26 protein-coding genes are annotated in these 25,320 nt (G+C 56.5%); 14 read left to right on the top strand and 12 right to left on the bottom strand.

The features are described 5' to 3' along the window. The first annotated feature begins 26 nt into the window (after window positions 1-26). The 3 genes from BKP64_RS15080 (at window position 27) to BKP64_RS15070 (ending at window position 2,117) form a co-directional block, all read left to right on the top strand. Complete coding sequence (locus BKP64_RS15080) at window positions 27-800, top strand: motility protein A (protein WP_070971896.1); 774 nt, start codon at window positions 27-29, stop codon at window positions 798-800. Between the two features lie 4 nt (window positions 801-804). Beyond that, a complete protein-coding gene (locus tag BKP64_RS15075) occupies window positions 805-1,638 on the top strand; it encodes a flagellar motor protein MotB (protein WP_070971894.1) in 834 nt (277 codons plus the stop codon). A gap of 161 nt (window positions 1,639-1,799) precedes the next feature. Next, window positions 1,800-2,117 (top strand): PA4642 family protein, encoded by a 318-nt coding sequence (locus BKP64_RS15070; RefSeq protein ID WP_070971891.1) that lies wholly within the window; start codon window positions 1,800-1,802, stop codon window positions 2,115-2,117. A 36-nt stretch (window positions 2,118-2,153) separates the two neighbouring features. Here BKP64_RS15070 and BKP64_RS15065 read toward each other — a convergent pair whose 3' ends face one another. Continuing rightward, window positions 2,154-2,603 (bottom strand): Hsp20/alpha crystallin family protein, encoded by a 450-nt coding sequence (locus BKP64_RS15065; RefSeq protein WP_070971886.1) that lies wholly within the window; start codon window positions 2,601-2,603, stop codon window positions 2,154-2,156. 174 nt (window positions 2,604-2,777) lie between these two features. Continuing rightward, the gene (locus tag BKP64_RS15060) at window positions 2,778-3,320 is read right to left on the bottom strand and encodes a gamma carbonic anhydrase family protein (protein WP_070971883.1); all 543 of its coding nucleotides are present in this window, start codon (window positions 3,318-3,320) and stop codon (window positions 2,778-2,780) included. Between the two features lie 206 nt (window positions 3,321-3,526). On the opposite strand from BKP64_RS15060, the gene prlC reads away from it, so the two are divergent. Beyond that, window positions 3,527-5,572, top strand: coding sequence for an oligopeptidase A (gene prlC, locus BKP64_RS15055; protein WP_070971880.1), 2,046 nt, complete (start codon window positions 3,527-3,529; stop codon window positions 5,570-5,572). A gap of 57 nt (window positions 5,573-5,629) precedes the next feature. Then, window positions 5,630-5,881 (top strand): YheV family putative zinc ribbon protein, encoded by a 252-nt coding sequence (locus tag BKP64_RS15050; protein WP_070971877.1) that lies wholly within the window; start codon window positions 5,630-5,632, stop codon window positions 5,879-5,881. Window positions 5,882-6,183: 302 nt separating this feature from the next. Here BKP64_RS15050 and BKP64_RS15045 read toward each other — a convergent pair whose 3' ends face one another. Further along, on the bottom strand, window positions 6,184-7,506 hold the full coding sequence (locus BKP64_RS15045) for a Na+/H+ antiporter family protein (protein WP_070971874.1): 1,323 nt from the start codon (window positions 7,504-7,506) through the stop codon (window positions 6,184-6,186). A 115-nt stretch (window positions 7,507-7,621) separates the two neighbouring features. Beyond that, window positions 7,622-7,852 carry a DUF1653 domain-containing protein gene (locus BKP64_RS15040; protein ID WP_070971871.1) on the bottom strand — a complete coding sequence of 77 codons (231 nt, stop codon included), beginning with the start codon at window positions 7,850-7,852 and terminating at the stop codon, window positions 7,622-7,624. A gap of 163 nt (window positions 7,853-8,015) precedes the next feature. Between BKP64_RS15040 and BKP64_RS15035 the strand changes: the two genes are divergently transcribed. After that, window positions 8,016-9,815: a diguanylate cyclase gene (locus tag BKP64_RS15035; protein ID WP_083329229.1), complete on the top strand. Its 1,800-nt coding sequence runs from the start codon at window positions 8,016-8,018 to the stop codon at window positions 9,813-9,815. Between the two features lie 5 nt (window positions 9,816-9,820). On the opposite strand, the gene BKP64_RS15030 is transcribed toward BKP64_RS15035, so the two are convergent. The 7 genes from BKP64_RS15030 to BKP64_RS15000 form a co-directional block, all read right to left on the bottom strand. Beyond that, complete coding sequence (locus BKP64_RS15030) at window positions 9,821-10,207, bottom strand: DoxX family protein (RefSeq protein WP_070971868.1); 387 nt, start codon at window positions 10,205-10,207, stop codon at window positions 9,821-9,823. 64 nt (window positions 10,208-10,271) lie between these two features. Further along, complete coding sequence (locus BKP64_RS15025; RefSeq protein ID WP_083329228.1) at window positions 10,272-10,724, bottom strand: group I truncated hemoglobin; 453 nt, start codon at window positions 10,722-10,724, stop codon at window positions 10,272-10,274. 1 nt (window position 10,725) lies between these two features. Continuing rightward, complete coding sequence (locus tag BKP64_RS15020) at window positions 10,726-11,598, bottom strand: DUF3034 family protein (RefSeq protein ID WP_070971865.1); 873 nt, start codon at window positions 11,596-11,598, stop codon at window positions 10,726-10,728. Further along, window positions 11,595-13,949 (bottom strand): putative bifunctional diguanylate cyclase/phosphodiesterase, encoded by a 2,355-nt coding sequence (locus BKP64_RS15015; protein ID WP_070971862.1) that lies wholly within the window; start codon window positions 13,947-13,949, stop codon window positions 11,595-11,597. Before BKP64_RS15015 ends, BKP64_RS15020 begins: the two co-directional genes overlap by 4 nt. Continuing rightward, entirely contained in the window at window positions 13,949-14,521 is a 573-nt protein-coding gene (locus BKP64_RS15010; protein WP_227515428.1) for a methylamine utilization protein, read from the bottom strand. The genes BKP64_RS15015 and BKP64_RS15010 overlap by 1 nt, the downstream gene beginning before the upstream one ends. Before the next feature lie 91 nt (window positions 14,522-14,612). Continuing rightward, entirely contained in the window at window positions 14,613-15,263 is a 651-nt protein-coding gene (locus tag BKP64_RS15005; protein WP_070971856.1) for a hypothetical protein, read from the bottom strand. 198 nt (window positions 15,264-15,461) lie between these two features. Further along, window positions 15,462-16,790 carry an MATE family efflux transporter gene (locus BKP64_RS15000; protein WP_070971853.1) on the bottom strand — a complete coding sequence of 443 codons (1,329 nt, stop codon included), beginning with the start codon at window positions 16,788-16,790 and terminating at the stop codon, window positions 15,462-15,464. Between the two features lie 207 nt (window positions 16,791-16,997). Between BKP64_RS15000 and coxB the strand changes: the two genes are divergently transcribed. The 3 genes from coxB (at window position 16,998) to BKP64_RS14985 (ending at window position 20,737) form a co-directional block, all read left to right on the top strand. After that, the gene (gene coxB / locus BKP64_RS14995) at window positions 16,998-18,122 is read left to right on the top strand and encodes a cytochrome c oxidase subunit II (RefSeq protein WP_070971850.1); all 1,125 of its coding nucleotides are present in this window, start codon (window positions 16,998-17,000) and stop codon (window positions 18,120-18,122) included. A 57-nt stretch (window positions 18,123-18,179) separates the two neighbouring features. Continuing rightward, entirely contained in the window at window positions 18,180-19,763 is a 1,584-nt protein-coding gene (gene ctaD, locus BKP64_RS14990) for a cytochrome c oxidase subunit I (protein WP_070971847.1), read from the top strand. 86 nt (window positions 19,764-19,849) lie between these two features. Continuing rightward, window positions 19,850-20,737: a cytochrome c oxidase subunit 3 gene (locus tag BKP64_RS14985; protein ID WP_070971844.1), complete on the top strand. Its 888-nt coding sequence runs from the start codon at window positions 19,850-19,852 to the stop codon at window positions 20,735-20,737. Between the two features lie 9 nt (window positions 20,738-20,746). On the opposite strand, the gene BKP64_RS14980 is transcribed toward BKP64_RS14985, so the two are convergent. After that, window positions 20,747-20,950 carry a twin transmembrane helix small protein gene (locus BKP64_RS14980; RefSeq protein ID WP_070971841.1) on the bottom strand — a complete coding sequence of 68 codons (204 nt, stop codon included), beginning with the start codon at window positions 20,948-20,950 and terminating at the stop codon, window positions 20,747-20,749. An 80-nt stretch (window positions 20,951-21,030) separates the two neighbouring features. On the opposite strand from BKP64_RS14980, the gene BKP64_RS14975 reads away from it, so the two are divergent. The 5 genes from BKP64_RS14975 (at window position 21,031) to BKP64_RS14955 (ending at window position 25,245) form a co-directional block, all read left to right on the top strand. Continuing rightward, window positions 21,031-21,768, top strand: a complete 738-nt coding sequence (locus tag BKP64_RS14975) for an SURF1 family protein (protein WP_070971838.1) — start codon at window positions 21,031-21,033, stop codon at window positions 21,766-21,768. Next, window positions 21,749-22,393 (top strand): hypothetical protein, encoded by a 645-nt coding sequence (locus BKP64_RS14970; RefSeq protein ID WP_227515426.1) that lies wholly within the window; start codon window positions 21,749-21,751, stop codon window positions 22,391-22,393. The genes BKP64_RS14975 and BKP64_RS14970 overlap by 20 nt, the downstream gene beginning before the upstream one ends. Window positions 22,394-22,458: 65 nt before the next feature. After that, a complete protein-coding gene (locus BKP64_RS14965) occupies window positions 22,459-23,514 on the top strand; it encodes a COX15/CtaA family protein (RefSeq protein WP_070973707.1) in 1,056 nt (351 codons plus the stop codon). Continuing rightward, entirely contained in the window at window positions 23,511-24,431 is a 921-nt protein-coding gene (gene cyoE / locus BKP64_RS14960) for a heme o synthase (protein WP_070971832.1), read from the top strand. The genes BKP64_RS14965 and cyoE overlap by 4 nt, the downstream gene beginning before the upstream one ends. A 148-nt stretch (window positions 24,432-24,579) precedes the next feature. After that, a complete protein-coding gene (locus BKP64_RS14955; RefSeq protein ID WP_070971829.1) occupies window positions 24,580-25,245 on the top strand; it encodes an SCO family protein in 666 nt (221 codons plus the stop codon). Window positions 25,246-25,320: the final 75 nt, after the last annotated feature.

Below are 25,320 nucleotides of genomic sequence, written 5' to 3'. Positions count from 1 at the left end.
TCAGAATCTTTCTGTAAGGGTTTTCCATGGATATTCTTACGCTTGTAGGGCTTATTGCTGGCGTCCTGATCGTCGGTCTGGCCATGCTTGCCAATGCGTCTCTGCTTACTTTCCTGAACCTCCCCGGCCTGGCCATCGTGCTTGGTGGAACCTTTGCCGTCACCCTCATCAAGTTTCGTATGGCATCGGTCATGAACGCATTCAGGCTGGCGTTCAGTGCCGGTTTTACCGACCGGATGCCCAAGCCTACAGAATTGATCCGTGAGGCCGGGGTATTGGCCATGGTGGTGCGCAAAGAAGGTGTTCTCGGGCTGGAGAATCACAACACCGAGAACAGTTTTTTGCAGAAGGCCATTAACCTCTGCGTCGACGGCCACCCACCGGAGCTTGTAGAAGAGGCTCTGGCCCAGGAAGCTCAGCAAACCGCGGAACGGTACGAGGTTGCTGAGCGGGTATTCCGGGGTATCGGGGATTCGGCTCCTGCCATTGGTATGCTTGGAACCCTTGTGGGACTGGTGCAGATGCTGAATACCCTTGATGATCCTGCCTCTATCGGTCCGGCCATGGCCATTGCCTTGCTAACGACACTGTACGGCGCCTTTATCGCCCAGCTGATTGCCCTGCCACTGGCCGACAAACTTCAGCTCAAAGCTGAGGATGAAGCCCGAAACCAGGTGCTTATTACCACTTCGATCAAGAACATCATGCGAGGCGAGAACCCGCGGGTCATGACCGAGCTTCTGTCGTCCTTTGTCCACCCGGACCAGCGCACTGGCCTGGCCCCGGAGCGGGAGGCCTGACGCTTTGGAGGTTATTCAGCAGAAAAACAAGAAACGGCTGCGGAACTCGACACCCGCCTGGATTGTCACCTTTGCTGACCTGGCCACCCTGCTGCTGACCTTCTTCATCCTGCTTTTGTCCTTCGCCGAGATGGACGTGGAAAAATACCGTGCCATGGCCAACTCAATGGCCGTCGCTTTCGGCTCCAGTAACGTTCTGGGTGACAATGTGGGCGGTTCGCCCATTACCATGATCGAATCCGATACCGTCTCTCTGCCGGAACCAACGCCATCTCAGCGAGAGGAGCCGGCATTTATTGATGAGCGGGCTGACGGGGCTGCCCCGACGAAAATTCCCGGCGGGGTGATTGACCTGGCCAGTCAACTGATACTTGAGCTGGAGTCCGAGGTCGCCTCTGATGCCCTGAGCGTCAATTACGACGAAAGACAGGTGGTGATCCGGTTCTCGGAAGAAGCCACTTTCCGGTCTGGCGACGCGGCCATCAAGCCTGAAATGGTCCCTATCATTGAGCGGGTGGTCAAGGTTCTGTCTGCCTGTGCCGGAGACGTCCTTGTGTCCGGGTACACCGACGATCGCCCCATATCCAGTAGTCGCTACCGCTCCAACTGGGATCTTTCAGCGGCCAGAGCGGTATCGGTTGTCCATGAACTGGTACTCAACCGGCAGGTCCCTGCCGAACGTGTTGTAGCTGCCGGGCGAGCAGAAACCAACCCGCTGGCTCCCAACGATTCACCGGAAAACCGCGCGCTTAACCGACGGGTGGAAATCGCCATCCGGGATCCGGAATGCAGTAATGCTGTTTCCACCGAAGAGCTGCCGGTGGAAATTCTGCCCTGAGCATGAGGAATTACTCCATCCGCCTTATGCTTGTGGTGAAGACTCTCATGCTGAATTCATATAACTGACGTTGTTTCAGGGCTTTATACTGTCTCGCCTGTGGCTGGTTCACGCAATGCGTGAGTCGATTGCCGAACGTATCCAGTTATGAGAGAGCGACAATGAGCGGACCAGACAAGCCTAAAGTCATTGGTGAGGAATGGAGCGATGAACGCGTTAAAAGCTTTCTCGCTATTGAGCCCTATGACAAAGGAGAAAACACAGATTTCAATGCCTTGTTGAAAGCCTATCAGGCCATGCGGGCAGAGGATTTTGAGCGTTTCATCGGTTTTTTTGTGGAAGCGGGCCGGAATCTCGATGCGGTGAATGAACAGGGTGAGACTATGCTGGACCGAATCACTGAACATCGTAAGAGCGCAGACTATGCCCGTGCGTTGGAAGCTGCGGGTGCACAACGACGTGCAGCGGCCGGGAGCTGAGTCCCGGCACAGCTGCGGTTCTGATGTTGGCGCGGACTACTGGATGTCTACTTCAATTGCCTTGGGCTCCTTGGGTTCGGCCTTCTGCAATGTCAGCTTTAGCAGCCCATCTTTGAAGTTCGCTTTCACGCTGTTCTCGTCGACATTGTCGGGCAGCGTGAAGCGACGGGTGAAGCTGCCGTAATACCGCTCAATGCGATGCAGCTTCTCGTCTTTTGTTTCCTCTTCGTGTTTGCGCTCACCTTCAATACTCAGCACACCGTCATGTACCGTGATTTTCACGTCTTTCTTGTCCATACCGGGTAGTTCGGCTTCGATGGTGAAAGTTTCCGGTGTTTCTTTGATATCAACAGCTGGTGCCCAATCGCTGCGGCTGAACAGGTCCTTGCCTTCACCTTCGGTGCGGGACAGGCCGAACATCCGGTTGTAGCGACTCATAAGATCTTCGAACTCATTGATTGGGTTCCAGCGGGTAAGATTGCTCATAAGGATCTCCTTCTTGTCGACGAAAACGAATCTGAATAGTGATGTTCAGCTTCGTTCGCGGAACAGATCCATCCCGGGAATCGCCCGGATGGTCATCCGTGAACTGTTGCTATTTCTCAATGTACGATCGCTGTTCGTATTTTCAAGATCTCGTTGAGCAATTTTTGACCTGCATCATCGATTGGATTCGGTGATATAAGACTCTTTCAGTTTCACGTAATTGGCTGCGGTGTATTTGAAAAAAGTGCGCTCCTTATCGCTCAGTGGCCGGGCCTGTTTTGCCGGCGAGCCAACGTAGAGGTACCCCGATTCCAGTGTCTTGCCTGGTGGCACCAGACAGCCCGCCGCGACAATTACTTCGTTCTCGACTACCGCGCCGTCCATAATGATACAGCCCATACCCACTAACACCCGACTGCCTACGGTGCACCCGTGGAGCAGGGCCTTGTGGCCAACGGTAACGTCATCGCCGATCGTTAGCGGGTAGCCGCCGGGGTTAAAGTCGCTGGCATGGGTGATATGAAGCACCGAGCCGTCCTGAATGCTGCACCGGTTGCCAATGCGTATCTGGTGCATGTCGCCACGCACCACGGTCATTGGCCAGATGGAGCAATCGTCGCCGGTCTGGACATCTCCGATCACCACGGCACTGGGGTCAACCCAGGCACGTTCACCAAATTGTGGCATCTTACCCTTGTGTGAGCGTACATTCGTCATTACATATACCTTTGCTGGACTTACCCGGAGGATCGGGGTGCCTGCGGGAACATTCTTCCAAAACTGTGCGGAGCCATGGATGGCGGAGCTCAAGCGTCACATGGACGTGCTTGAGCGGGTTTTGGAAGAATGTTCCCGCAGGTGCCTTGCCCCGAGGAATGATATAAAGACGCTACCTGACAAATTCCTGGCTGAGAAGGGGAACTATGAATAACCCGTTACTGACTGACGACCTGTTGCCGAAGTTTGACCATGTTCGTACTGAGCACATGGAGACGGCTATTGACCAGATTCTCAGCGAAAATCGCGTGAAAATTGCCAGTCTTGCCCAGAATGAAGATCCGACCTGGGACACCCTGGCCCAGCCCATGCAGGCACTGGAAGACAAGTTGAGCAATGCCTGGTCGGTGATTTCGCACCTGAATGGCGTCATGAACAACGACGACCTGCGCAAGGTGTACAAGAACTGTCTGGAAAAGCTGACCGAATACAGCACAGAAATCCGCCAGAACACGGCCCTTTGTGACGCCTACAAGCGACTGAAGGCCCGTGACGATTTCAAGGATCTGACCGAAGCCCAGCGCAAGTCAGTGGATAACACCCTTAGGGATTTTCACCTGGGTGGTGTTGATCTGCCCGACGAAACGAAGAAACAGTACGCAGCCTTGTCGCAGGAACTGTCAGAACTGTCTAACCGCTTCAGCGACAATGTACTGGATGCCACCCAGCACTGGTACAAGCACATCACCGATGTTAGCGAGCTGGCGGGGGTGCCGGAAACTGCCATTGAGGGCGCGAAACAGGCCGCCCGGCAGAAAGAGCTGGACGGCTATGTGATCACGCTGGACTTCCCGAGTTTCTACCCGGTCCTGACCTACTGCGACAACCGCGAGTTACGCCGGGAGGTCTATGAGGCCTTTGTAACCCGGGCCTCCGATCAGGGGCCGGATGCCGGTACCTGGGATAATACTCCGTTGATGGCGGAGATTCTCAAGCGCCGCCATGCTCTCGCCCAGCTACTGGGGTTCAACAACTACGCTGAGCGGTCCCTGGCCACCAAAATGGCACGTAATACGGACGAAGTGCTGGAATTCCTGAATCAGCTGGCGGCCAAGTCCAAGCCTATGGCCGAGAAGGAGTTTGCCGAACTCAAGGCGTTTGCCAAAGACGAGCATGGTGTTGATGACCTGCAAGCCTGGGATGTCGGCTATTACAGCGAGAAACTGAGTCAGCAGCGGTATGACATTTCACCGGAAACCCTGCGCCCGTGGTTCCCGGTCGACAAGGTGGTGCCCGGTCTGTTTCAGGTGGCCGAAAAGCTCTTCGACGTCCAGATCGAGGCCCACCCGGAGGTGGAGACATGGCATGAGGATGCTACCGCCTATTGTATCAGTCGTAACGGCGAACCCCTTGCCTGGTTCTATCTGGACCTGTTTGCCCGTCAGGGTAAGCGTGGTGGAGCCTGGATGGCCGATTGCCGGGTTCGCTGGCGCAATCAGCGTGGGCAGCTTCAGCTGCCGGTGGCGTTTCTGACCTGTAACTTCACCCCGCCGGTGAATGGCAAGCCGTCGCTTCTCACTCACGATGAGGTCACCACCCTGTTCCACGAATTTGGCCATGGCCTGCACCATATGCTGACCCAAGTGGATGTACTGGACGTGTCCGGCATCAACGGCGTGGCCTGGGATGCGGTCGAGCTGCCCAGCCAGTTCCTGGAAAACTGGTGCTGGAACCCGGAATCGCTGGCGTTGATTGCCTCCCATCACGAAACCGGCGAACCCCTGCCGGAGGATCTGCTGCAGAAACTGCTGGCGGCCAAGAATTTCCAGTCCGGAATGGGCATGGTGCGCCAGTTGGAGTTCTCTCTGTTCGACTTCCGCCTGCATGCGGAATTCAGTGGCGAGGCGCCCACCAACCCGCTTGATATGCATCGAAAGGTTCGGGAAGAGATTGCTGTGGTGGAAGCACCGGCGTTCAACCGATTCCCGAACTCCTTCTCGCACATCTTCGCGGGTGGTTACGCGGCCGGTTATTACAGCTACAAGTGGGCGGAAGTACTGGCGGCGGATGCCTTCTCGATGTTTGAGGAAAAAGGCATCTTCGACCCCGAGACTGGCAAGGCCTTCCTGCATAACATTCTGGAGAAGGGTGGCTCTCAGGAGCCGATGGAGTTGTTCAAGGCCTTCCGTGGTCGCGAACCGCAAGTAGACGCCCTGTTGAAACAATCCGGCATCACGGATGAAGCTGCCTGAGCCAATGTGTTCCGGCAGTCGTAATGACTGCCGGGTACTTACTTCCGGAGTTTAGTTATGGCGAGTCCGAAACGCTTTATCGCCGGCGCCGTCTGTCCCCGTTGTGTGGAGATGGACAAGATCATGATGTTTACCACCGATGACGGTGATCAGGTGCGTGAGTGCGTGGCCTGCGGATTTACCGATGCGGTGTCCGATGCTGAGAAGCCGGCCGATCCAGAGTTAGAAACGCGGGTGAACACGCGCAGTAACGAAGACGATCATACTGTTAAGCAGGTGGTGTTTTTTAAGGCCGGGTCTGAGGACTGAGTTTTGTTCGCCTAGCCTGTTGGTTGTGGAAGGGGCGAGGTCGCGGGGGTGCTTTTCTTCTGGGAAAAACAACTCGCTGCGCTCAGACATCTTTTTCCCGGCAGAAAAGCATCCCCACACCCTCTCCACTTAACTTCACGGATATATCTTTGTTGATCTGACGTGAGGGGGGTGGGGGATTTTTTCCCGCCAGAAATGGATGTCTGAGCGCAGCGAGTTCCATTTCCAAGGGGAAAACTCCCCCTGCCCCCTCGCAGCCCGCCAAACCCGCAGGCTACGACCTAGAGGTCAAACTCCGAAGCTTAAAGCACCATAGCCGCCAACCAACCAAAGCCTAGCAAAGGCAGGTTATAGTGCAGGAAGGTCGGAACAACGGTGTCCCAGATGTGGTTGTGCTGGCCGTCGACGTTCAGGCCGGCGGTGGGGCCGAGGGTGGAGTCCGAGGCTGGGGAACCGGCATCACCGAGGGCACCGGCGGTGCCCACCAGGGCAACGATGGCCAGCGGGCTGAAGCCCATCTGCAGGGCCAGGGGTACGTAAAGCGCGGCGATGATCGGGATGGTGGAGAAGGACGAGCCGATCCCCATAGTGATCATCAGGCCCACGACCAGCATCAGCAGGGCGGCCAGAGGCTTGTTTTCGCCGATGGTGGCAACGGAGCTCTGGACCAGAGTGGCGATCTCGCCGGTTTCCCGCATTACTTCCGCAAAGCCGGACGCCGCGATCATGATGAAACCGATCATCGCTAGCATTTTCATGCCCTCGGTGAACAGGTCATCTGCCTCTTTCCACTTTACCACGCCAGACAGATTGAACAGGACGAACCCCGCCAGTGCGCCCAGGATCATGGAGCCGAGCCAGAGCTGAACCACGAATGCCGTAACGATAGCAATCAGCGCCATGATCAGGGTGCGTGGGCTGTATTTTACGTCGACCCGTTCGGTGCGGGTGATGGCTTCCATGTTGTATTTGCGCTCGCCCCGATAGCTGAAAAACACCGCAACAAGCAGGCCGCAAAGCATCCCGAGTGCCGGCAAGGCCATGGCGGACATGACGTTGAGGCTGGATGCGTCAACCCCGTTTTCGGCGACGTTGGCCAGCAGAATCTCCTTCAGGTAAATACCACCGAAACCAACGGGCAGGAACATGTAAGGCGTGATCAGGCCGAAGGTGAGCACACAGGCGACCAGGCGGCGGTCCATGTTCAGCTTTGCCATTACGTATAACAGCGGCGGCACCACCAGCGGAATAAACGCTATGTGTATTGGCAGGATGTTCTGGGAGGAGATGGCGATGGCCAGGAGCAGGCCGATGATGAGGAAGCGAATTCCGGTAACAGCTGAACCGTCGCCCTGTCTGCCGACCAGGGCCAGGGCCCGGTCCGCCAGGGCATGGGCCAGGCCGGATTTGCCGATGGCGACGGCAAACGCACCGAGCGTGGCATAAGATAATGCGACGGTCGCACCGCCCCCGAGACCACTATTGAAGGCTTCGATCGTGGCTTCCAGGGACATACCCGAGATCAGTCCACCGGATACGGCACCGATTATCAGGGCAACAACAACGTGAATGCGGCACAAACTCAGGACGAGCATGATGGCAACCGCGGCAACAACGGCGTTCATGGCAGACTCCGGATAGGAATAACTGGGTTATCCGACCCCTTGTGAGGGCCGGGTTCACGAAAAGCGCGCTAATGTGCAGGAAATGACCGCGACAGTCAAAGCGGGATTGTGGCTATCAGTTGTCGCCGATGCGGTAAAATCGGGGTACCTGTTCACCTGCCAGTTCGACGGTTTCCCGGAACATGGACAGTGGGCGGACCCAGAGACTGTGATCGCCGTAAAGACAACGGTAAACTACCATCCATTCCTCGGTTTCGCTGTGGCGGGCCAGGTCAATTACCTGGTAATCCCTGCCCTTGTAATGGCGATAGCGCCCGGGACGGATATCCTGTTTTTTTTCGGTCATGTTGTGCCTCTCCGGAAGGACGCCGGGTTATCTCTTTTGCAACGGGACGTGACGGTCTCAACGGTCTAAACTTGGTAAGCTGAGCAGCGGGAATACCTAAGAAATCTGCTCAGGGCTTACGCAGTGTAGTCTATGTCACTGGGCCCGAAAACCGGAACCTGCTATGAAACAAACCGCTTACCTTGCGGTCCTGTCCCTGGTCATTCTGGTCGCCGCGCTTTTCAGTGGCCGGGTCTCGGCTGATCAAGCCGAATTTCTCTGGCTGGAGGATCCGGTCGGCGGGTTGAGTGTTGACGATGTCCGGGCTCTGGACCCCACGGACTGGACAGCCTTTAGTGCCGATCAGGTGCTCAATCTCGGCTTCAGTGATGGTGCCTTCTGGCTTCGTGTCACGGTACCGCCCAACTCCGCCAACCGTGTGCTGGAAATCGGTTACCCCCTGCTTGATGTGGTGGATGTGTTCTGGGCAAGGAACGGTGAGGTGATCCTCCAGTACGCAACGGGCGACACCCGGCCATTTCACAGTCGCCCTATTTATCATCGCAATTTTGTCTTTCTGGTTCCGTCCAATACCGAGACGGTTACAGCGTTCGTCCGGGTGAAGACCCAGGGTTCGGTACAGATTCCCGTATCTGTCGTCCCCTCCGCTGACTTTCTGGCCGGTGAGCAGTTGTCTTATGGCTGGCAGACCGTGTTCCTGGGCATCATCCTGGCGCTGGCGCTTTATAACCTGTTTCTTTTTCTTATTGTTCGCCAGCCAACCTATTTATGGTACGTACTGACCGTTGTTACTTCAGGGCTGGTTCAGCTGAATTTCCACGGGTTACTGTTCCAGTGGCTCTGGCCGGAGCTGCCGGGTATTAATCGTTACTTCACTGTCTCGATCATTGGTCTGGCGCTCATGGCCGCGATTATGTTCAGCATTCAGTTTCTGGCAGTACGACGGTACAGCGAGAGCGGTTACCGGATTTTGCTGGCGCTCCTGTTCTGCTCCGGGCTGAGTGTCCTCTATGGCTTCGTGGGCGGATACCAAACCGGGATTGCCATCGTCAGTATTCTGGCCGCGATTGCGACGCCCGTTACCTGGCTGGTGGGCATCTATGTCTGGTGTCGTGGGCAGAAGCTGGCAGGTTTTTATGTGCTGGCATGGACGCCGTTGTTGCTGGGCCATTTGATTCTTGCGGTCAGCAAACTCGGTTACATGCCCCGCACCTTCATTACGGAGTTTGGTCCCCAGATCGGTGTTGCTCTTGAGGTCATTCTGCTTTCCTTCGCCCTGGCCTATCGTATCAATCTCGAACGCCATCGCAGACTGAAAGCCCAGGAGCATGCTCTGGAAATCCAGCGCCGGGCCAATCTGACACTGGAAGAGCGGGTTCGCGAACGCACAGAAGAGCTGGAGCGGGCCAACGAACGGCTCAAGACCATCAGTCTTACTGACGGCCTGACACAGGTAGCCAATCGACGCCGGTTCGACGAACAGCTGCGGATGGAATGGAAACGGGCCTTAAGGCAGGGGGAGCCTCTTAGTCTGTTGATCCTGGATATCGATTACTTCAAGTCAGTGAATGACCGGTTCGGACATTTGGTGGGCGATGATTGCCTGATTACGGTGGCGGCGATTTGCGCCAATGAAATTCAGCGTTCGGGAGACCTTCTGGCACGTTACGGGGGTGAGGAGTTCAGCGTTGTGCTGCCTGCAACATCGGAAGATGGCGCGGGCCAGGTCGCGGAACGCTTGCGGAACGCAGTTGCCACTTCAGCTATGTACCCCGGGGCACAGGAAACGCCGGTCAGCCTGAGTATCAGTGTTGGGGTGGCGACCATGAGGCCAGGCCAGGATGACCGGCCCGGAGAGCTCGTCCGGCGTGCGGACGAGGCCCTCTACGGAGCCAAGGGGGCAGGCCGAAACAGGGTTATGTCATACCGGGATTTCCGGGCGGTTTCAGCGGGCAGTTCCTGACCAGCCTAATTTTTCAGCTTGTAACGGCCGGGGCCCAGGAATACCACTGCAATGGCGGTAAACAGGAAAAAGCCCTGAAGCTCCAGTGACCAGCCGCCGCTGCCTCCCAGTGACAGTAACTGCTGACTATGGACGAGTACGATGGCAACCACCATGTTGAACGCAATCAGCAACGCACCAATCCGTGTCTGGTAGCCGAGAATTACCATCAGTGGCGCGATCAGCTCGCCGATGAAAACGCCGTAGGCCAGAAATGTTGGCAGGCCATGGCTGGCCAGTTCACCCTCAATGAATCCCACGCCGTGTAGCAGTTTGGCAATACCGTGAAACAGCATGAGACCGCCCAGTGTCAGGCGGATAATCAGTTTTCCCAGATCAGCGTTCTCGAGCAAGTTGATGGTCTCCCGAATTCAATGATGAAAAAGCCGCAACAGCATACCCGCTTATGACAGGACCTCAAAGGTTACGAATGTCCGAATACAGTGGCACGATCCGTTTGAGAAGGCGGTTCTGGGCAGCGGTTGGGATGTTGTTTTCTTCCATGGCCAGAATCAGATTCTCGGCCAGTGCATTGAACTGGGTATCCGTGATCGCCATATCGGAATGAAGTTCGCGCATCGAGCGGCCGCTGTAATTGCAGGGCCCGCCGCTCAACTCGCACAACTGGTCGGTCAGATTGCGATGAAACTGGGCAACGTTCACGCCCTTGAACTGATGATTGATTCGCTCATCGTCGACGATCAGGTAGAGCAGGTCCTCGACCACGTTTGCGATGCCGGGTCTTTCTCCCAGTTGCTGATACAGGGTCGGTCCGGAGTCCGCCGGCATCGACTGGCAGCCTGTGAGTGCCATCAGGCTGCCGAGCAGAAGCAGCGCGAGAACCGCAGGCTTCACAGTGAAATTTATCATGTCAGAAGCTCCCCTGCAGGGAAAGATACACCCCCTGTTGATCTGTCAGCGTAGCGACGTCACCCAGATTGACCAGTGCTGCAGTGACCGCCAGTCTACGATCAGGTACCCAGGCCAGGAACAGATCCCACCAGTCGTCTTCTTTCGCAAAACCGAGGTTGTCCGGCTTCTGCCGGTACTCGGCACCCACCAGCCATTGCCGGTTCAGGAACAGGCCGATACTGCCCTCGGCCATGATGTCGTACCCGTTATTGCGATCTCCGCCAAAACCCAGCAAACCACCCTGATTGGCTTTGGTCGCCCGGGCAGTGGCATTCACCAGCAGGTTGCGTTCCAGCAGGGCGGCAAAGAACAGTTTGCTGCCACTCAGATAAAAATCGGTGCCACTGTCGTCCCGGGCTCCGATGGCCTCGGGCACCACGAAATCCCGTTGCCGCTTGTATTGCAGTCCCGCGGACCACTGCCCCCAGGGACTGTAGAGAACGTCTCCCGTGAGCCGGACTTTGGCGCCAAAAATATCCTGATTGAGCTCGTCCTGTTCCAGCCCAAAGCCGTTTTTGAGAGTGAAAACCAGAGCGTCGAGGTCAAGAGACTGCCGGACCACCGTGAGTTCGACGCGATTGTTCCAGTTTACCCCCGCACCGGTGACCGACAAGCTGTAATCGTCCACTTCCGCCCGGCTCAGCGCCAGAGTGCCGCCCCACTCTTCATCACTGGCGTAGCTGCCCAGTAAGGCCCAGGGCACCAGGCCACCACCGGCACTGCCTTCGATAGTAGTGACGCCTCCGGTTGCCCATATCCGGCTGCCAATGTCAGCCATGGCCCAGGAGGAAGTCAGGGCCAGCAGGGCCGCCGTCAGAGGCCAGTGTTTCATCGTGAATGCTCCGGAGCGATTTGGGTCAGTTCCTGACGGCGTGCCACCAGGGATTTTGCTGTTTCGGGAAGATCGACCGGTGCCACAGGCCGGCTCAGGTAGAATCCCTGGCCAAGATCGCAGCCCCATTGCTGCAGCAGGTGCCACGCGTTCAGGCTCTCAATGCCTTCGGCTACGACTTTCAGGCCCAGGCCATGAGCCATATCGATGGTGGACTTCACGATCAACTGATCCTGAGGTTCGGATTCCAGTTTCAGCACGAAAGATTTGTCGATCTTGAGCTCCTGCACCGGCATTTTGCGCAGCTGGGATAATGACGAGTAACCGGTGCCGAAATCATCCACCGAGAGTGTCACCCCAAGCTCCCTCAATTTGTTCAGGGTGGCCAGCGCCTCTTCCGGATCTTCCATCAAGGCACTCTCAGTAACTTCCAGGGTGATTCGCTCAAGCCCTTGATGCCAGTTTGCAAAGGCTTCGGCAACGTGGCCGGTCAGGGCGGGCCAGGTCAGGTCCATGGCAGACAGGTTGATGGCCACGCTCACATCCAGGCCCACAGCCGCCCACTGACGGGCATCGCCGGCCACCCTGTTCAGAATATGGGCGGTCAGGTCGTGGATCTGCCCCGACTGCTCAGCCAGGAAAATGAACTCTTCCGGAGATATAAAGCCCAGTTCCGGATGAATCCAGCGTACCAGAGCTTCCACCTGAACCAGCCGCCCTGACCCGATGTTCAGTTTGGGCTGGTAATTCATGTGCAGGTGATTTTCCGCAATGGCTGTGTGCAGGTCGGAAATCAGCTGCAATTCCCGCAAATGGCTTTCGTCCTGCCCCGGCTGGTAGCGTGTTACCGGTTCGGGGCGTTGCTGTGCCATTTCAAAGGTCAGGTTGAGCCTTCGACGCAGTTCATGGGTATTGGCCGCATCGGCCGGCAGCTCCATGGTAACCATGGTGACCCGCAGTGAAAACGGCGTCCTGTTGATGTGCAATGGCGATTCGATGACGTCATGAAGCTGTCTGGTCAGGCCGTTCAGGGTATCTGCACCGTGGGCGGGTATCAGAGCCAGGAACTCCGCACCGCCGGTGCGGGCAACAATCCGTGCATCGGGGAGTTCGGTCTGCAAGCGTTGCGAAACCCCGGACAGCACCTTGTCGCCGAACTCCAGACCCAGCGTATCGTTAATGTCCGATAGATCGTTCAGGCGCAGGCCTATCAGGGTGCAGTGGTCTTTCCCGGCAAACAGCTCCTGTGCGGACTGCATCAGGGCATTGCGGTTGCCTAGCCCGGTGACATCATCGTGGGTGGCCGCATATCGGATCTGGGCTTCCCGTTCACGAAGACGAACCAGCATGTCCCCCAGGGCATCCCTGAGTTGTCTGAGTTCGCCGCCCGCCCGGATCGCCGGTGGCTGAGGCGTCTCACCTTCTCCGACGGCTCTGGCATAGTCTGCAAGCTGCAGGACCGGTCGGCCCAGATTGCGGGCAATGATCAGTGCAAGCAAGATGGCGAAGACCAGAATTGCGCTGACAAGCAGGGCAAGTTCACCGGCCCGTTTATAATAATTGCGCAGGCTGGCTTCGCGGCTGATCAGCAAGGTAGCCTGCATGTCATCGGTACCCTGGTCGCCAAGATCGATGATCCGGGTGAAATAATGGACATTCTCAAGAAAATTCCGGTTTCCGGAAGACTCTGCCAGCGCCTGCTCCAGGTTGAGGTCGAGTCCTTCGGATGTGGCGAACAACTGGAAGCTGGCTTCAGAGGAGGTGCGTGCCCGGAATGTTACGTCGGTGCCAGAGAGGCGAGCGATACTATTTGCCAGCGCCTGGTCCAGGGCGAACCCGGACACCAGCCAGGCTCTTAACCCCGGACCTTCTACCGGGATTACCAATATTTCGTAGCCTTGCCCGTCCATAAAGGAGAGTGTCCGGGTAAATCCCCTGGACCTTGCTTCTTTGAATGATGATTCGGGCATCTCGGGAGGCCGGCGGCTGAGCGTCGAGGCGAGCAGGTCGCCGGAGTTGTTTATCAGCAGTGCGAAGTCGGCCCCGGCCCGGCGGCTGTGGTTCTCCAGGGCACTGTCAATGGTGGCGGGATCTCCGCTTGCAACGGCGGACCTGAAACCGAAATCTTTCACGACCACGTCCAGGCGGGAAAGAACCAGGTCCGTGCGGCGCGCCAGGACTTCTCTGGTCAGTCCTTCTCCAATACTGAGTTTTTCCAGGGCCCGGCTTTTTTCGTCCTCAAACAGGTACACCATCAACAGGGCGCCAATCACCAGGCCGACCAGCAAGACCAGCGCGATCATGGCAGCAATCAGGCGACCCCTGAAACCGGGGCGGAATCCGCTTGACATTAAAGCTCCCGGAAACGTTGTTGCAGGAGATTCATGGAGCCGTCCGCGGTGGGTTCGGGTTCCAGCTCAATAGTTATCGCGTCTGGATTGATCGATTCCAATGTCCGCCTGACCGGTTTGGTATTGTCGGTCAGGCGTGGATGCCAGATATTAAGAGTAAGGGGGCGCTCAGGCGAGGGGCTCTGCTCAAGCGACAATGTCACCCTTCCATTCCCATTGGTGCGCCCGATCTTGCTGGTAGCTGTGACCACGATGAACGCCTGCATATGGTCGTGGATGTTGCATCCCAGTTCCACGATACCCGGCTTGTCGAATAAAACCGGAGCTTCGGGTTTGCCGGCATAAAGTTCGATATTGAAAGTTTTGGCTGGAGAAAAGGAGTAGACGTGGTGCTGGGTATTGTCCCGGTTGGGAAACTCCACATGGGAGCCGACCGGAATAACCGTTACATGGGGGTGAAACCTGCGATCCTTCTGGTAAATTTCGGCGGAAACCGGAGTTGTTGTATCCGGTTTGTCCAGATAAACCAAAGCGTCCGCAACCGGCGTGTTCCCGCCAGTGAGGTTAATCATTACGTTGAGTTCTGCTGACAGAGCGGGAGACGATGCGAGCGCGGACGCCAGACACACAGCTAGGATTGATCTCATCTGAATTGTGAACCTTTCAGGCCAAACCGGAACCCAGAGAAAATCGGATATGGTTCCTAACCAACAGATTTTCCCAGTAATGACGCATCCAGTCCCAGGCGGCGTTGTTGACCTGATCAACAAATGGATCCAGGTTCAGCTCATAATAATCCGGTGTCCCGGCAATTTGTAGCACCGTAACGGTGATCGAATCATCCAGTTCATTAGCGAAGGGCTCGCCGATCAGCTGGTGCGTCAACAGGTTAGCACGGGTCGCCTCAAGATCCACCAGTTCACTGGCTCGAATCGAGCGATTGTTTTCATACATTTCTTCCATCAGGCGGTGGCATAAGTAGGCACGAATCAACAACCCGTCCAGGCCGTCGTATTTGACGAGAAGGGCCGACGGCTGGGTGAAATAACGGATGGCGGCACTGATAAAAGGGGCGAACAGGTCGGCCTTGTCGGCTTCCCGGGCGCAGGCTTCCACGCATTCGATCAGTCGTGGGGCCATTTCAATGTATTCAACGGCGAACTGGAACAGGCAGGTGGCAGGTTGGTAGCCTTCAATGGTCACAGCTGCAGGCAACCCGGCAGCTTTCTCCCGGAGCTGCCGGAGAAAAGTACCAGAACGGGCTTCCTTGCGCCGTGCCTGATCTATGATCTCGAGAACTACCTGTGGTGTCATTTCAGGAGATGCCAATGTCTGAACGAGTTGAGGTCGCAAGGCGCCTCCCGTTGTCCGGAGCCAGTAACGGGGCAGGAGAGCAGGGTTGAAGGACCACAACAGGCCTGCCGTTTCTGACAAGTGTAGTCGACATTTTTCGCCTTGCCGGCCTGCCAGGGTTAAAAACAGAAGATGAAATGTTACAGATCGCATCCCGCCTCAACGCCCGCTGAACCAGCGGTCCTGCCGTGTGTGAGACCAGCACAGCCAGCCCATGCTGACCGCCCGCGCCAGCATCAGACAGATCAGTGAAAACCAGAGCCCGTGATTTCCCCAGCCGGTGGTAAGCCACCAGACGGGCAGGAATACTCCCAGGGCGGAGAACAGCATTGTGTTCTGCATATCCCGGGTGCGAGTGGCGCCAATGAATACGCCGTCCAGTAAAAATCCCCAGACCGAGGCGAACGGCAGCAGCCAGAGCCATGGCAGGTATCGCCAGGCCATAGACCGGACTTCTTCAATGCCGGTCAGAAGGGTGATCAAAGCCTTTCCGCCAAGCACAAATATGATCGTTAGCAACAGTGCACCCCAGAGTGACCAACGTAATGCGCTCTGGAAAACCACTCTGAACCGGCGTCGGCTGTCTTTACCGATGGCTTCGCCAATCAGGGCTTCCGCCGCATTGGCAAAGCCATCCAGCGCGTTGGAAATAAGGAGCAGGAAGGTAATCAATACCGCATTGGCTGCCAGTATGGTGTCCCCCTGCCGTGCCCCCTGGGCGGTAAAGAAAGCGAGCACCAGCAGCAGGGCGATGGTGCGAACCATGATGTATCGGTTCACCTGCAGGATTTTAAGGTAGTCGGCCAGTTCACCAAAAAGTGCGCGGGTAAGCCTCTGGCCTTCGGGCATGCGGGAAAGCACGATGGCAAAGCCAATGCCGGCAGCACCATATTCGGCGATCACCGTTGCGATTGCGACCCCACGACTGTTCCAGCCCAGACCGGTTACGAACAGAACATCCAGAACGATGTTCAGCCCGTTGGCGACAATCAGCATAATCATAGGGCCCCGTGGAAACTGGGTGCCAATCAGCCATCCCACAAGGGTGTACTGACACAGCACCGCTGGCGCACTCCAGATCCGGATGGCTGCGTATTCAGCGGCCAGTTCGGTGACGTCCGGACTCGGGTTCATCAGGGTCAGTCCCAATTTGATCAGGGGCTGATGGAACAGAATAAGCAGCAGTCCGATGCCCGCGGCCAGCATCACCGAGCGCAACAGCAGGGCAACTTGCCCGAAACTGTCGCGCTTGCCCCACGCCTGAGCTGCCAGCCCGGTCGTGCCCATGCGCATAAAACCGAAAGTCCAATACAGGATGCTGAACAGGTTGGCGCCGACGGCCACGGCTCCCAGGTATTCGGGGCTTTCCAGGTGGCCAAGGACCGCCGTGTCCACCAGACCCAGAAGAGGGACGGTCAGGTTGGTCAGCATCAGTGGCCAGGCGAGGGTCCACAGTCGCCGGTCAGTGGCGGACAGGTTAGGTGCCATATTTCAATATCTTCTAAAAAATGAATAAATAGAGCTTTTGGATTTAAGCGATTTTTTAGTCTTTTCTTGATCCGTGTCTATACTCGAATCTGAAGTATCCGTAAGCAGGCTTTCACCCTGACGCGAGACGGTGTATGCGAGCGCCGTTATAAGGTTCAGGGGGATAACGCAAAATCCGACAAGAATAACACTCTGTGGAGACACAGTATGCGCGTGCACGCTCAGCGGGCAGGTGCCCTGTTAGGCGGTCTTATGTTCCCTGCCCTGTCCATGGCGGACTGGACGTTGAACATGACCCCCGGGGTAACCGGCACCAGTAATGAGATATTCAGCCTTCACATGATCATTCTCTGGATCTGCGTCGCCATTGGCATCGTGGTCTTCGGGGTAATGTTCTGGTCCATTTTTGCCCACCGAAAATCCCAGGGCCACAAGCCGGCGAATTTTCACGAAAACACGTTGGTGGAAATTCTTTGGACCATCATACCGTTTGTCATTCTGGTCGTTATGGCCATTCCGGCCACCGCCACTCTGGTAGACATGTACGACACCACCGAGTCGGATGTGGATATCAAGATAACCGGTTACCAGTGGAAATGGCAGTACGAGTACCTCGATGAAGACTTCGGCTACTTCTCGAACCTTGCCACGCCCGCTGACCAGATCAGCAACCGGCAGGCGAAAGGTGAGAACTATCTGCTGGAAGTCGACAACCCTCTCATTATCCCGGTTGGCAAGAAAGTACGTTTCCTGCTCACCGCCAACGATGTCATCCATTCCTGGTGGGTGCCGGACTTCGGCGTGAAAAAGGATGCTATTCCCGGTTTCATTAACGAGACCTGGACGCGGGTAGACGAGCCCGGAACCTATCGCGGCCAGTGCACCGAACTTTGTGGCAAGAATCACGGTTTCATGCCTGTGGTGGTGAAAGCCGTCCCGGAAGAAGAGTACAAAATCTGGGTCGCAGAGCAGAAAGCCGCCGCGGAAAAAGAGCGTGAACTGACCCAGAAAGACTGGAGCATGGCCGAGCTGATGGAGCGGGGCGAGAAGGCGTACCAGACTGCCTGTGCCGCATGCCACCAGGCTGATGGCAGTGGCGCGCCCCCGGCGTTCCCGGCCCTTAAGGGCAGTCCGATTGCCACCGAAGACATGGCTGCCCACATCGACATTGTGGTGAACGGCAAGTCCGGCACGGCAATGCAGGCTTTCGGCAACCAGTTGAGCGAGGTGGACCTGGCCGCGGTGATTACCTACGAGCGTAATGCCTGGGGTAACAACACCGGTGAAATGGTCACGCCCAAAGAAATTTTTGATTACAAGAGCCAACAGTAATCAACGCCAGCTAACAGATATCACCGCCCACTATTAATGGCGGTAACGGGGGTTTTCATGAGTGCGGTTGCAGATACCCACGCCCAGGATCATCATCACGGCCCGGCCAAAGGCTTTAGCCGCTGGCTGTTGACCACCAATCACAAAGACATAGGTACCATGTACCTGATCTTCAGCTTTGCCATGTTCCTTCTGGGCGGAACCATGGCCATGGTTATTCGTGCCGAGCTGTTCCAGCCGGGTCTGCAGATTGTGCAGCCGGAGTTTTTTAACCAGATGACCACCATGCACGGATTGATTATGGTGTTCGGTGCGGTCATGCCGGCCTTTGTGGGTCTTGCGAACTGGATGCTGCCGTTGATGATCGGTGCGCCCGACATGGCATTGCCACGGATGAACAACTGGAGTTTCTGGCTGCTACCCTGCGCCTTCCTGATCCTGGTTTCCACGCTGTTCATGGAAGGTGGCGCGCCGAACTTCGGCTGGACCTTCTACGCACCCCTGTCGACGACCTACGGACCACCGAGTACCACCTTCTTTATCTTTGCCGTGCACATCATGGGGATTTCCTCGATCATGGGCGCGATCAACGTCATTGCCACCATCCTGAACCTGCGGGCACCGGGCATGACCCTGATGAAAATGCCGCTGTTCGTCTGGACCTGGCTGATCACCGCGTTCCTGCTGATCGCCGTGATGCCGGTACTGGCCGGTGTGGTGACCATGATGCTGATGGATATCAACTTCGGCACCAGCTTCTTCGACGCCTCCGGCGGCGGTGATCCCGTCCTGTTCCAGCATGTATTCTGGTTCTTCGGGCATCCGGAGGTCTATATCATGATCCTGCCTGCATTCGGGGCGGTGTCACACATCATTCCGGCATTCTCCCGCAAGCCGCTGTTCGGTTACGCCTCCATGGTGTACGCGGTAGGTGCCATTGCGCTGCTTTCATTTGTTGTCTGGGCGCACCATATGTTCACCGTGGGTATTCCCATCGCCGGTCAGCTGTTCTTCATGTACGCCACCATGCTGATTGCGGTACCGACCGGGGTGAAAGTGTTTAACTGGGTTGCCACCATGTTCCGGGGTTCCCTCACATTTGAGGCGCCGATGCTGTTCGCAGTCGCGTTCGTGATCCTGTTTACCATTGGTGGTTTCTCCGGCTTGATGCTGGCCATCGCTCCGGCTGACTTCCAGTACCATGACACCTACTTTGTGGTGGCGCACTTCCACTATGTTCTGGTGCCCGGTGCGATCTTCGGTATCTTTGCCTCTGCTTATTTCTGGTTGCCCAAGTGGACCGGTCACATGTATGACGAAACCCTGGCCAAAACCCATTTCTGGTTGTCGTTTGTCGGTATGAACCTTGCCTTCTTCCCCATGCACTTCCTGGGGTTGGCCGGAATGCCGCGGAGGATACCGGACTATGCCCTTCAGTTTGCAGACTTCAATATGGTTTCCAGTATCGGGGCCTTTATGTTCGGGGCTACTCAGCTACTGTTCCTGTTCATCGTGGTGAAGTGTATCCGCGGTGGTAGGGAAGCGGCCGCCAAGCCTTGGGACGGAGCAGAAGGTCTGGAGTGGACAGTGCCGTCTCCGGCGCCCTATCACACCTTCGCTACACCGCCGGAGGTTAAATAGCGGCCCAGGGCTCGAACCGATTGGGTTTATGAACGCTCGGGCTGAAAAAACAACAAATGAAAACGGCTAAGCCATCGGAGAATGTCATGGCGGATAACCAGAGCTACTACGTTCCGGAACAGAGCAAATGGCCCATCATTGCCACTGTCGGCTTGGGTGTCACCCTGTACGGTGTGGCATCCATTATGGTGAACAGCAATCAGGGCGAGAGTACAACCGGTGCCTGGATTATGTTCATGGTTGGCGCCGTGATCATGGCGTACATGCTGTTTGGCTGGTTTGGTAATGTTATCCGAGAGGGCCGGGAGGGCCTCTATAGCCCGCAGATGGACCGCTCTTTCCGCTGGGGGATGAGCTGGTTCATTTTTTCGGAGGTGATGTTCTTTGCGGCGTTTTTCGGAGCGTTGTTTTATGTTCGGGTTTTTGCCGTTCCCTGGCTGGGTGGCGAGGGTGACAGGGGCAGTTCTGCAATGCTCTGGGATGGTTTTCGCTCCACTTGGCCGCTGATCAACAACCCGAGCCCGGAAGCTTACCCAGGACCAAAAGAGGTCATCAGTGCCTGGGGCCTGCCGTTGATGAACACCATCCTTCTGGTAACGTCCTCGCTTACCATTACCGTCGCTCACCACGCCTTGAAGGCGGGCAACCGGGCGAAAACCAAGCTCTGGCTAGGTGCTACTATCGCGCTGGCGGTTGTATTCGTTTTTGTTCAGGGCTACGAGTATATGCATGCCTACCAGGACCTGAGTCTGACTCTCCAGTCCGGTATCTATGGCAGCACGTTCTTCATGCTGACGGGGTTTCATGGTGCTCACGTTATTCTTGGCACCCTGATGCTTATTATCATGTTGATCCGCATTCAGAAGGGTCACTTTACCGCAGACAATCACTTCGGCTTTGAGGCAGCCTCCTGGTATTGGCACTTTGTGGATGTGGTCTGGCTGGGATTGTTTGTGTTCGTATATATCATTTAAGCGGGTGCCTCAGGGAGTCGGATTCATCGTCAGGCTCCCTTGCCAGAGTGCAATCAGAATAACTGCCAGGAGAAGTATGCTGAGCGTGACCCGTATCGCCAGGGAGTTTACGACCCGATTGGTTTTCCCCCCATCCTTGATGAGAAAAAACAGGCCACTGAAAAGGCTGACCACCACAGCAAGCATTAAGACAACGATGACGGCTTTTAGCATGGGATTTCCTGTTTTTATAAGAAGGGTCAATGAGGCTGGCCTGTTTTTACGACAGACCCCAAGGGTCACTATAGCAGAGCATGTCTGATCCACAGGACAAAGCTCGTCAGTGGCAGTTCGACTGGAGGTTGCTGTTGTTTGCCGGGGTGTTTCTGCCACTCCTGACTGGCCTCGGTCTGTGGCAGCTCGATCGGGCTGGTCAGAAGCAGCAGATGCTGGATCAGTGGCAGCAGGATGCGCTGGATATGACCTGGCCAGAGATGGTTAGGCAGGGCCTTGAGCCAGGACGACCGGTAACCGTAACGGGCATGTACGGAGAGCAAAGCTGGCTGCTGGACAATCGAACCCGGGATGGTGCACCGGGTTATGAAGTACTGACTGTGTTTCATCCACTGAAGGGGCCGCCGGTTCTGGTAAACCGGGGTTGGGTACAGGCCCCCAGAACCCGGGACCGGCTGCCGACTTTTGATACACCAGAAGGAATTTTCAGTCTGGCCGGGCGCCTGAGCCACTACCCGGAACCCCCGGTGTTGGCCGACCCGCCGGCAGCGGAAAGCGGGTGGCCCCGCCGAGTGCAGAGCCTGCCCCTGGAAGTTGCCCTGAAGGAGTTGCCGGCTTTGCCAAAAGCCCTGGTAAGACTGTCGGGCACTGACCAGCCCGGTGCCTTTCGCGCTAACTGGTCACTGGATCTGATGGGGCCGCAAACCCATTATGGCTACGCTGCCCAATGGTTTGCGCTTGCTGTAGCTCTAACTATATTGACGGTAGTGGCGAGCTACCGAAAGACAGGAGCCAATAATGACAATGACAATGGCTAACGGACTATCTGATGATCACGACGGCCCCACCCCCGAGCAGGTCAAGAGGGGGCACCGCACCGCGTTACTGCTCTTTGCGATTGGTTTCGGGCCAATGCTCTTTGCCACCATCATGTTCTATACCGGCTGGTTGAATCCGGCCGGCCATACCAATAACGGCACCCTGATCCAGCCGGTGGTTCCGGTTCAGACTCTCAATCTTGAAACCGCTTCGGGTAAACCTCTGGAACAGCGTTTTGGTCTGGACAAGGACGACCCCCAGTGGATGCTGATGGTTGTTGCCGCTGAATGCGACAGCAGGTGCGAGGAAATGCTGTACCTCGCCCGGCAGGTCAACATTGCGCTTGGCAAGAATGCCAGTCGGGTCTCACGCGCGGCCGCCCTTGCTGACATTCCTTCGGATCTTGCCAGTCGCTGGCCACAGGAATATAACCTGATGGAGAAGTTGTCACCGGCACCTGGTACAACACCGTCCTGGCCGGTTGGAGTCAACCCGCTCAAGGAGCCCAGAATCCTGTTGGTGGACCCGATGGGCAATATGATGATGCATTATGGCTTGGATAATACCGGTAAAGAGATGCTCGAAGACCTCAAGCATCTGCTCAAGATTTCCCAGTTGGGATGATGAATCGCTCGGAGGTTAGGGCCTTGAATCAGCATTCTTCCGAACCGTCAGCCCAGGCAAGCCGCATGGCCAAATGGGCGCTAATCGCCACGTTACTGGCGGTTGTTGTGATAATGCTCGGTGCCTGGACACGCCTGGTTCATGCCGGACTGGGTTGCCCGGACTGGCCCGGGTGTTATGGATTTCTGACAGTGCCTCAGAGTGATGCGCACATCGCGATCGCGAATGCCCGCTTCCCGGAAACCCCTGTGGATGTATCAAAAGGCTGGCCGGAAATGATTCATCGGTATGCTGCTGGCACCCTCGGCCTGATTGTATTCGGCCTTGCGGCCTATGGCCTTCGTTATCGCAAAACCGGTGTGCCGGTGAAGCTGCCGCTTTTTATTGCCGGTTTCATCATGCTGCAGGGGGCCTTCGGCATGTGGACGGTCACCCTCAAACTCTGGCCACAGGTAGTGGCTCTGCACCTGTTGGGTGGTTTTACCACCCTCAGCCTGCTGACCCTTCTGACCCTGCGTCTGAAAAGCCGGGCCAGGCAGCAGAAGGCAGAGTTGTCTGGCAATGCCTTGGCGGCATTCCGCCCGTGGCTTTATGGCGGCTTATTGCTGGTAGTGCTGCAAATAGCGCTGGGTGCCTGGACAGCGGCCAACTACGCAGCTGTGGCCTGTACCGACCTGCCCACCTGCCAGGGCCAGTGGTGGCCCCAAGATATGGATTTCCAGCACGGTTTTGATGTTACCCAGCACGTTGGACCGAATTATCTCGGCGGGCAGCTGAACGCTGACGGTCGGGTCGCGATTCATGTTACCCACAGGCTGGGTGCCATGATTGTGCTCGGCTATTTCGCCATCCTGTTAACCTTGATGTGGCTGCGACGGACAGTCTCTGGCCTTGCTCGTCCGATTGCAGTTGTGGCCATTGTTCTTTGCGCCCAGATTGCTCTGGGCCTCGCCAATGTCCTGCTTCATATCCCGATCAGTATTGCAGTCGCACACAACGCCATGGGTGCGGGGCTGCTGCTATCAGTGATTCATCTGATCTGGCAACATCACCGATTACCCCATGCGTATATCGCCAATGCAACACACACAACAACAATTAACCGGGAGGTTACGGCATGAGTGAGCAAGTGGAAGCACTGCCGGCCCAGATTTCTGCGAGCGAATCCAGCAAGTCCATTTCCTGGCGTGACTATCTGGAGCTGACCAAGCCCCGGGTGGTTGCGTTGATGATTCTGACTTCCGTAATCGGCATGCTGCTGGCGGCCCCCGGGGTGCCCGGCTGGGAGGTGTTGCTCTACGGCAATCTGGGTATTGCGTTGCTGGCAGGCGCCGCTGCAGTGGTCAACCATGTGGTGGACCATAAGATTGATACCGTGATGGCCCGCACCCGTAAACGGCCGGTCGCGACTGGCAAAATCTCCACGGTTGATGCCATCCTGTTCGCAACTATTCTTGCCTGCATCGGTATGGTCGTGCTGATGTGGCAGGTAAACCACCTGACGGCTTGGCTGACCCTGGCGTCGCTAGTGGGTTATGCGGGCGTGTACACGTTGTTTCTCAAGCGCGCGACGCCGCAGAACATCACCATTGGCGGTCTCGCCGGAGCCATGCCGCCACTGCTGGGCTGGACCGCCGTCACCGGACAGGTGGAAGGTCATGCCCTGCTGCTTGTGCTGATCATCTTCGCCTGGACCCCGCCGCATTTCTGGGCCCTGGCCATTCACCGCAAGGAAGAGTATGCGAAGGCCGGCATTCCGATGCTCCCCGTCACTCATGGCAACAAATACACTGAACTCCACATCCTCCTTTACACCTTCATGTTGCTCGCCGTCAGCCTGCTACCTTTTGTCACAGGGATGTCCGGTGGCATCTATCTGATTGGCGCCCTCGTCCTGGGCTTGCGTTTCCTCCAGTACGCGATTCGCCTGCTGAAGGGCGATGACCGACGGGTTGCGTTGAATACCTTCAAGTATTCCATTACTTACCTGATGGCATTGTTTGTGGTATTGCTAGTGGATCATTTTGTATTCTTCTGAAGCAGACACTGTGCATACGCACGCGGGAATGGCTTTCCAAAACACGCTGTGAATACCTCCGTGTACGCTCGGCTCCGCCATCCATGGCTCCGCACGGTTTCGGAAAGCCCATCCCGCCTGCTTTTCTTTCCACTGTACTGGAACCCTGATGAACAGCTCGATTCGCCTGACACTTTTCCTGTTATTGCTATTGGTGGTTCTGATTTTCGGACTGGTGATCGGGCGCCAGGTGTATATCGTCGGCGGGCAAGACCCTGAACCGGCGCCGGATCTGGCGGATCTGAATACCTACGTTTATGACCAGCCCCGTGAACTGGTGGAGTTCACCCTGACGAATGAGAACGGTGACACGGTTACGCGGGAGAGCTTGAGAGGCCGCTGGACCTTTGCGTTTGTCGGCTACACCAATTGTCCCGATATTTGCCCGGCCGCCATGGCCAATCTGCGGCGCACCGATCAGCTCATTTCCAACGAGCTGCCGCAACCCGATTATCTGCTGGTGAGTGCTGATCCGGAGCATGACACCCCTGAAAAGCTCAAGGCCTATACTGGCTTCTTTGGTGAAAACTTCCACGGCCTGACTGGCGATCTGGAAACCCTTCGCGCACTCGCCAAAAGCCTGAGTGCGGTGTTTGTTCATCGTGAGGTGGATGGCGAGTTGCTGGTCGATCATAGCGGCCACTTTGCCCTGCTCAACCCCGACGGAAAACTGGCGGCCCTTATCCAGCCGCCTCACGACCCGGAAGCGCTGGCTGAAGCCTTCAAGCGAATCTATGAATGGGCGCGGGATAATCGTTTGAAAGCCGAATCCTGATACTAGCGTTTGGGGACTTTGTAGGACTGCAGGTTGTGGGGATTGATCGGGGTGTTGGGGTATTTTTTCCTTGGA

The sequence above is a fragment of the Marinobacter salinus genome (assembly GCF_001854125.1).
Taxonomy (GTDB): Bacteria; Pseudomonadota; Gammaproteobacteria; order Pseudomonadales; family Oleiphilaceae; genus Marinobacter; species Marinobacter salinus.
Note: the sequence above shows the minus strand (reverse complement) of the source record. Positions and strands in the feature narration are given on the sequence as shown.

Excerpts from the sequence above, each read along its gene's own strand:
- BKP64_RS14970 (WP_227515426.1), top strand. The coding sequence starts at position 21,749 with ATGACAATGACAATGGCTAACGGACTATCTGATGATCACGACGGCCCC.
- BKP64_RS15005 (WP_070971856.1), bottom strand. The coding sequence starts at position 15,263 with ATGACACCACAGGTAGTTCTCGAGATCATAGATCAGGCACGGCGCAAG.
- BKP64_RS15080 (WP_070971896.1), top strand. The coding sequence starts at position 27 with ATGGATATTCTTACGCTTGTAGGGCTTATTGCTGGCGTCCTGATCGTC.
- BKP64_RS14980 (WP_070971841.1), bottom strand. The coding sequence starts at position 20,950 with ATGCTAAAAGCCGTCATCGTTGTCTTAATGCTTGCTGTGGTGGTCAGC.
- BKP64_RS14955 (WP_070971829.1), top strand. The coding sequence starts at position 24,580 with ATGAACAGCTCGATTCGCCTGACACTTTTCCTGTTATTGCTATTGGTG.
- BKP64_RS15025 (WP_083329228.1), bottom strand. The coding sequence starts at position 10,724 with ATGATAAATTTCACTGTGAAGCCTGCGGTTCTCGCGCTGCTTCTGCTC.
- BKP64_RS15050 (WP_070971877.1), top strand. The coding sequence starts at position 5,630 with ATGGCGAGTCCGAAACGCTTTATCGCCGGCGCCGTCTGTCCCCGTTGT.
- BKP64_RS15035 (WP_083329229.1), top strand. The coding sequence starts at position 8,016 with ATGAAACAAACCGCTTACCTTGCGGTCCTGTCCCTGGTCATTCTGGTC.
- BKP64_RS14985 (WP_070971844.1), top strand. The coding sequence starts at position 19,850 with ATGGCGGATAACCAGAGCTACTACGTTCCGGAACAGAGCAAATGGCCC.
- BKP64_RS14965 (WP_070973707.1), top strand. The coding sequence starts at position 22,459 with ATGGCCAAATGGGCGCTAATCGCCACGTTACTGGCGGTTGTTGTGATA.
- BKP64_RS15070 (WP_070971891.1), top strand. The coding sequence starts at position 1,800 with ATGAGCGGACCAGACAAGCCTAAAGTCATTGGTGAGGAATGGAGCGAT.
- coxB (WP_070971850.1), top strand. The coding sequence starts at position 16,998 with ATGCGCGTGCACGCTCAGCGGGCAGGTGCCCTGTTAGGCGGTCTTATG.
- BKP64_RS15065 (WP_070971886.1), bottom strand. The coding sequence starts at position 2,603 with ATGAGCAATCTTACCCGCTGGAACCCAATCAATGAGTTCGAAGATCTT.
- BKP64_RS15040 (WP_070971871.1), bottom strand. The coding sequence starts at position 7,852 with ATGACCGAAAAAAAACAGGATATCCGTCCCGGGCGCTATCGCCATTAC.
- BKP64_RS15020 (WP_070971865.1), bottom strand. The coding sequence starts at position 11,598 with ATGAAACACTGGCCTCTGACGGCGGCCCTGCTGGCCCTGACTTCCTCC.
- BKP64_RS15045 (WP_070971874.1), bottom strand. The coding sequence starts at position 7,506 with ATGAACGCCGTTGTTGCCGCGGTTGCCATCATGCTCGTCCTGAGTTTG.
- BKP64_RS15060 (WP_070971883.1), bottom strand. The coding sequence starts at position 3,320 with ATGACGAATGTACGCTCACACAAGGGTAAGATGCCACAATTTGGTGAA.
- BKP64_RS15000 (WP_070971853.1), bottom strand. The coding sequence starts at position 16,790 with ATGGCACCTAACCTGTCCGCCACTGACCGGCGACTGTGGACCCTCGCC.
- prlC (WP_070971880.1), top strand. The coding sequence starts at position 3,527 with ATGAATAACCCGTTACTGACTGACGACCTGTTGCCGAAGTTTGACCAT.
- BKP64_RS15015 (WP_070971862.1), bottom strand. The coding sequence starts at position 13,949 with ATGTCAAGCGGATTCCGCCCCGGTTTCAGGGGTCGCCTGATTGCTGCC.
- BKP64_RS14975 (WP_070971838.1), top strand. The coding sequence starts at position 21,031 with ATGTCTGATCCACAGGACAAAGCTCGTCAGTGGCAGTTCGACTGGAGG.
- BKP64_RS15010 (WP_227515428.1), bottom strand. The coding sequence starts at position 14,521 with ATGATTAACCTCACTGGCGGGAACACGCCGGTTGCGGACGCTTTGGTT.
- cyoE (WP_070971832.1), top strand. The coding sequence starts at position 23,511 with ATGAGTGAGCAAGTGGAAGCACTGCCGGCCCAGATTTCTGCGAGCGAA.
- ctaD (WP_070971847.1), top strand. The coding sequence starts at position 18,180 with ATGAGTGCGGTTGCAGATACCCACGCCCAGGATCATCATCACGGCCCG.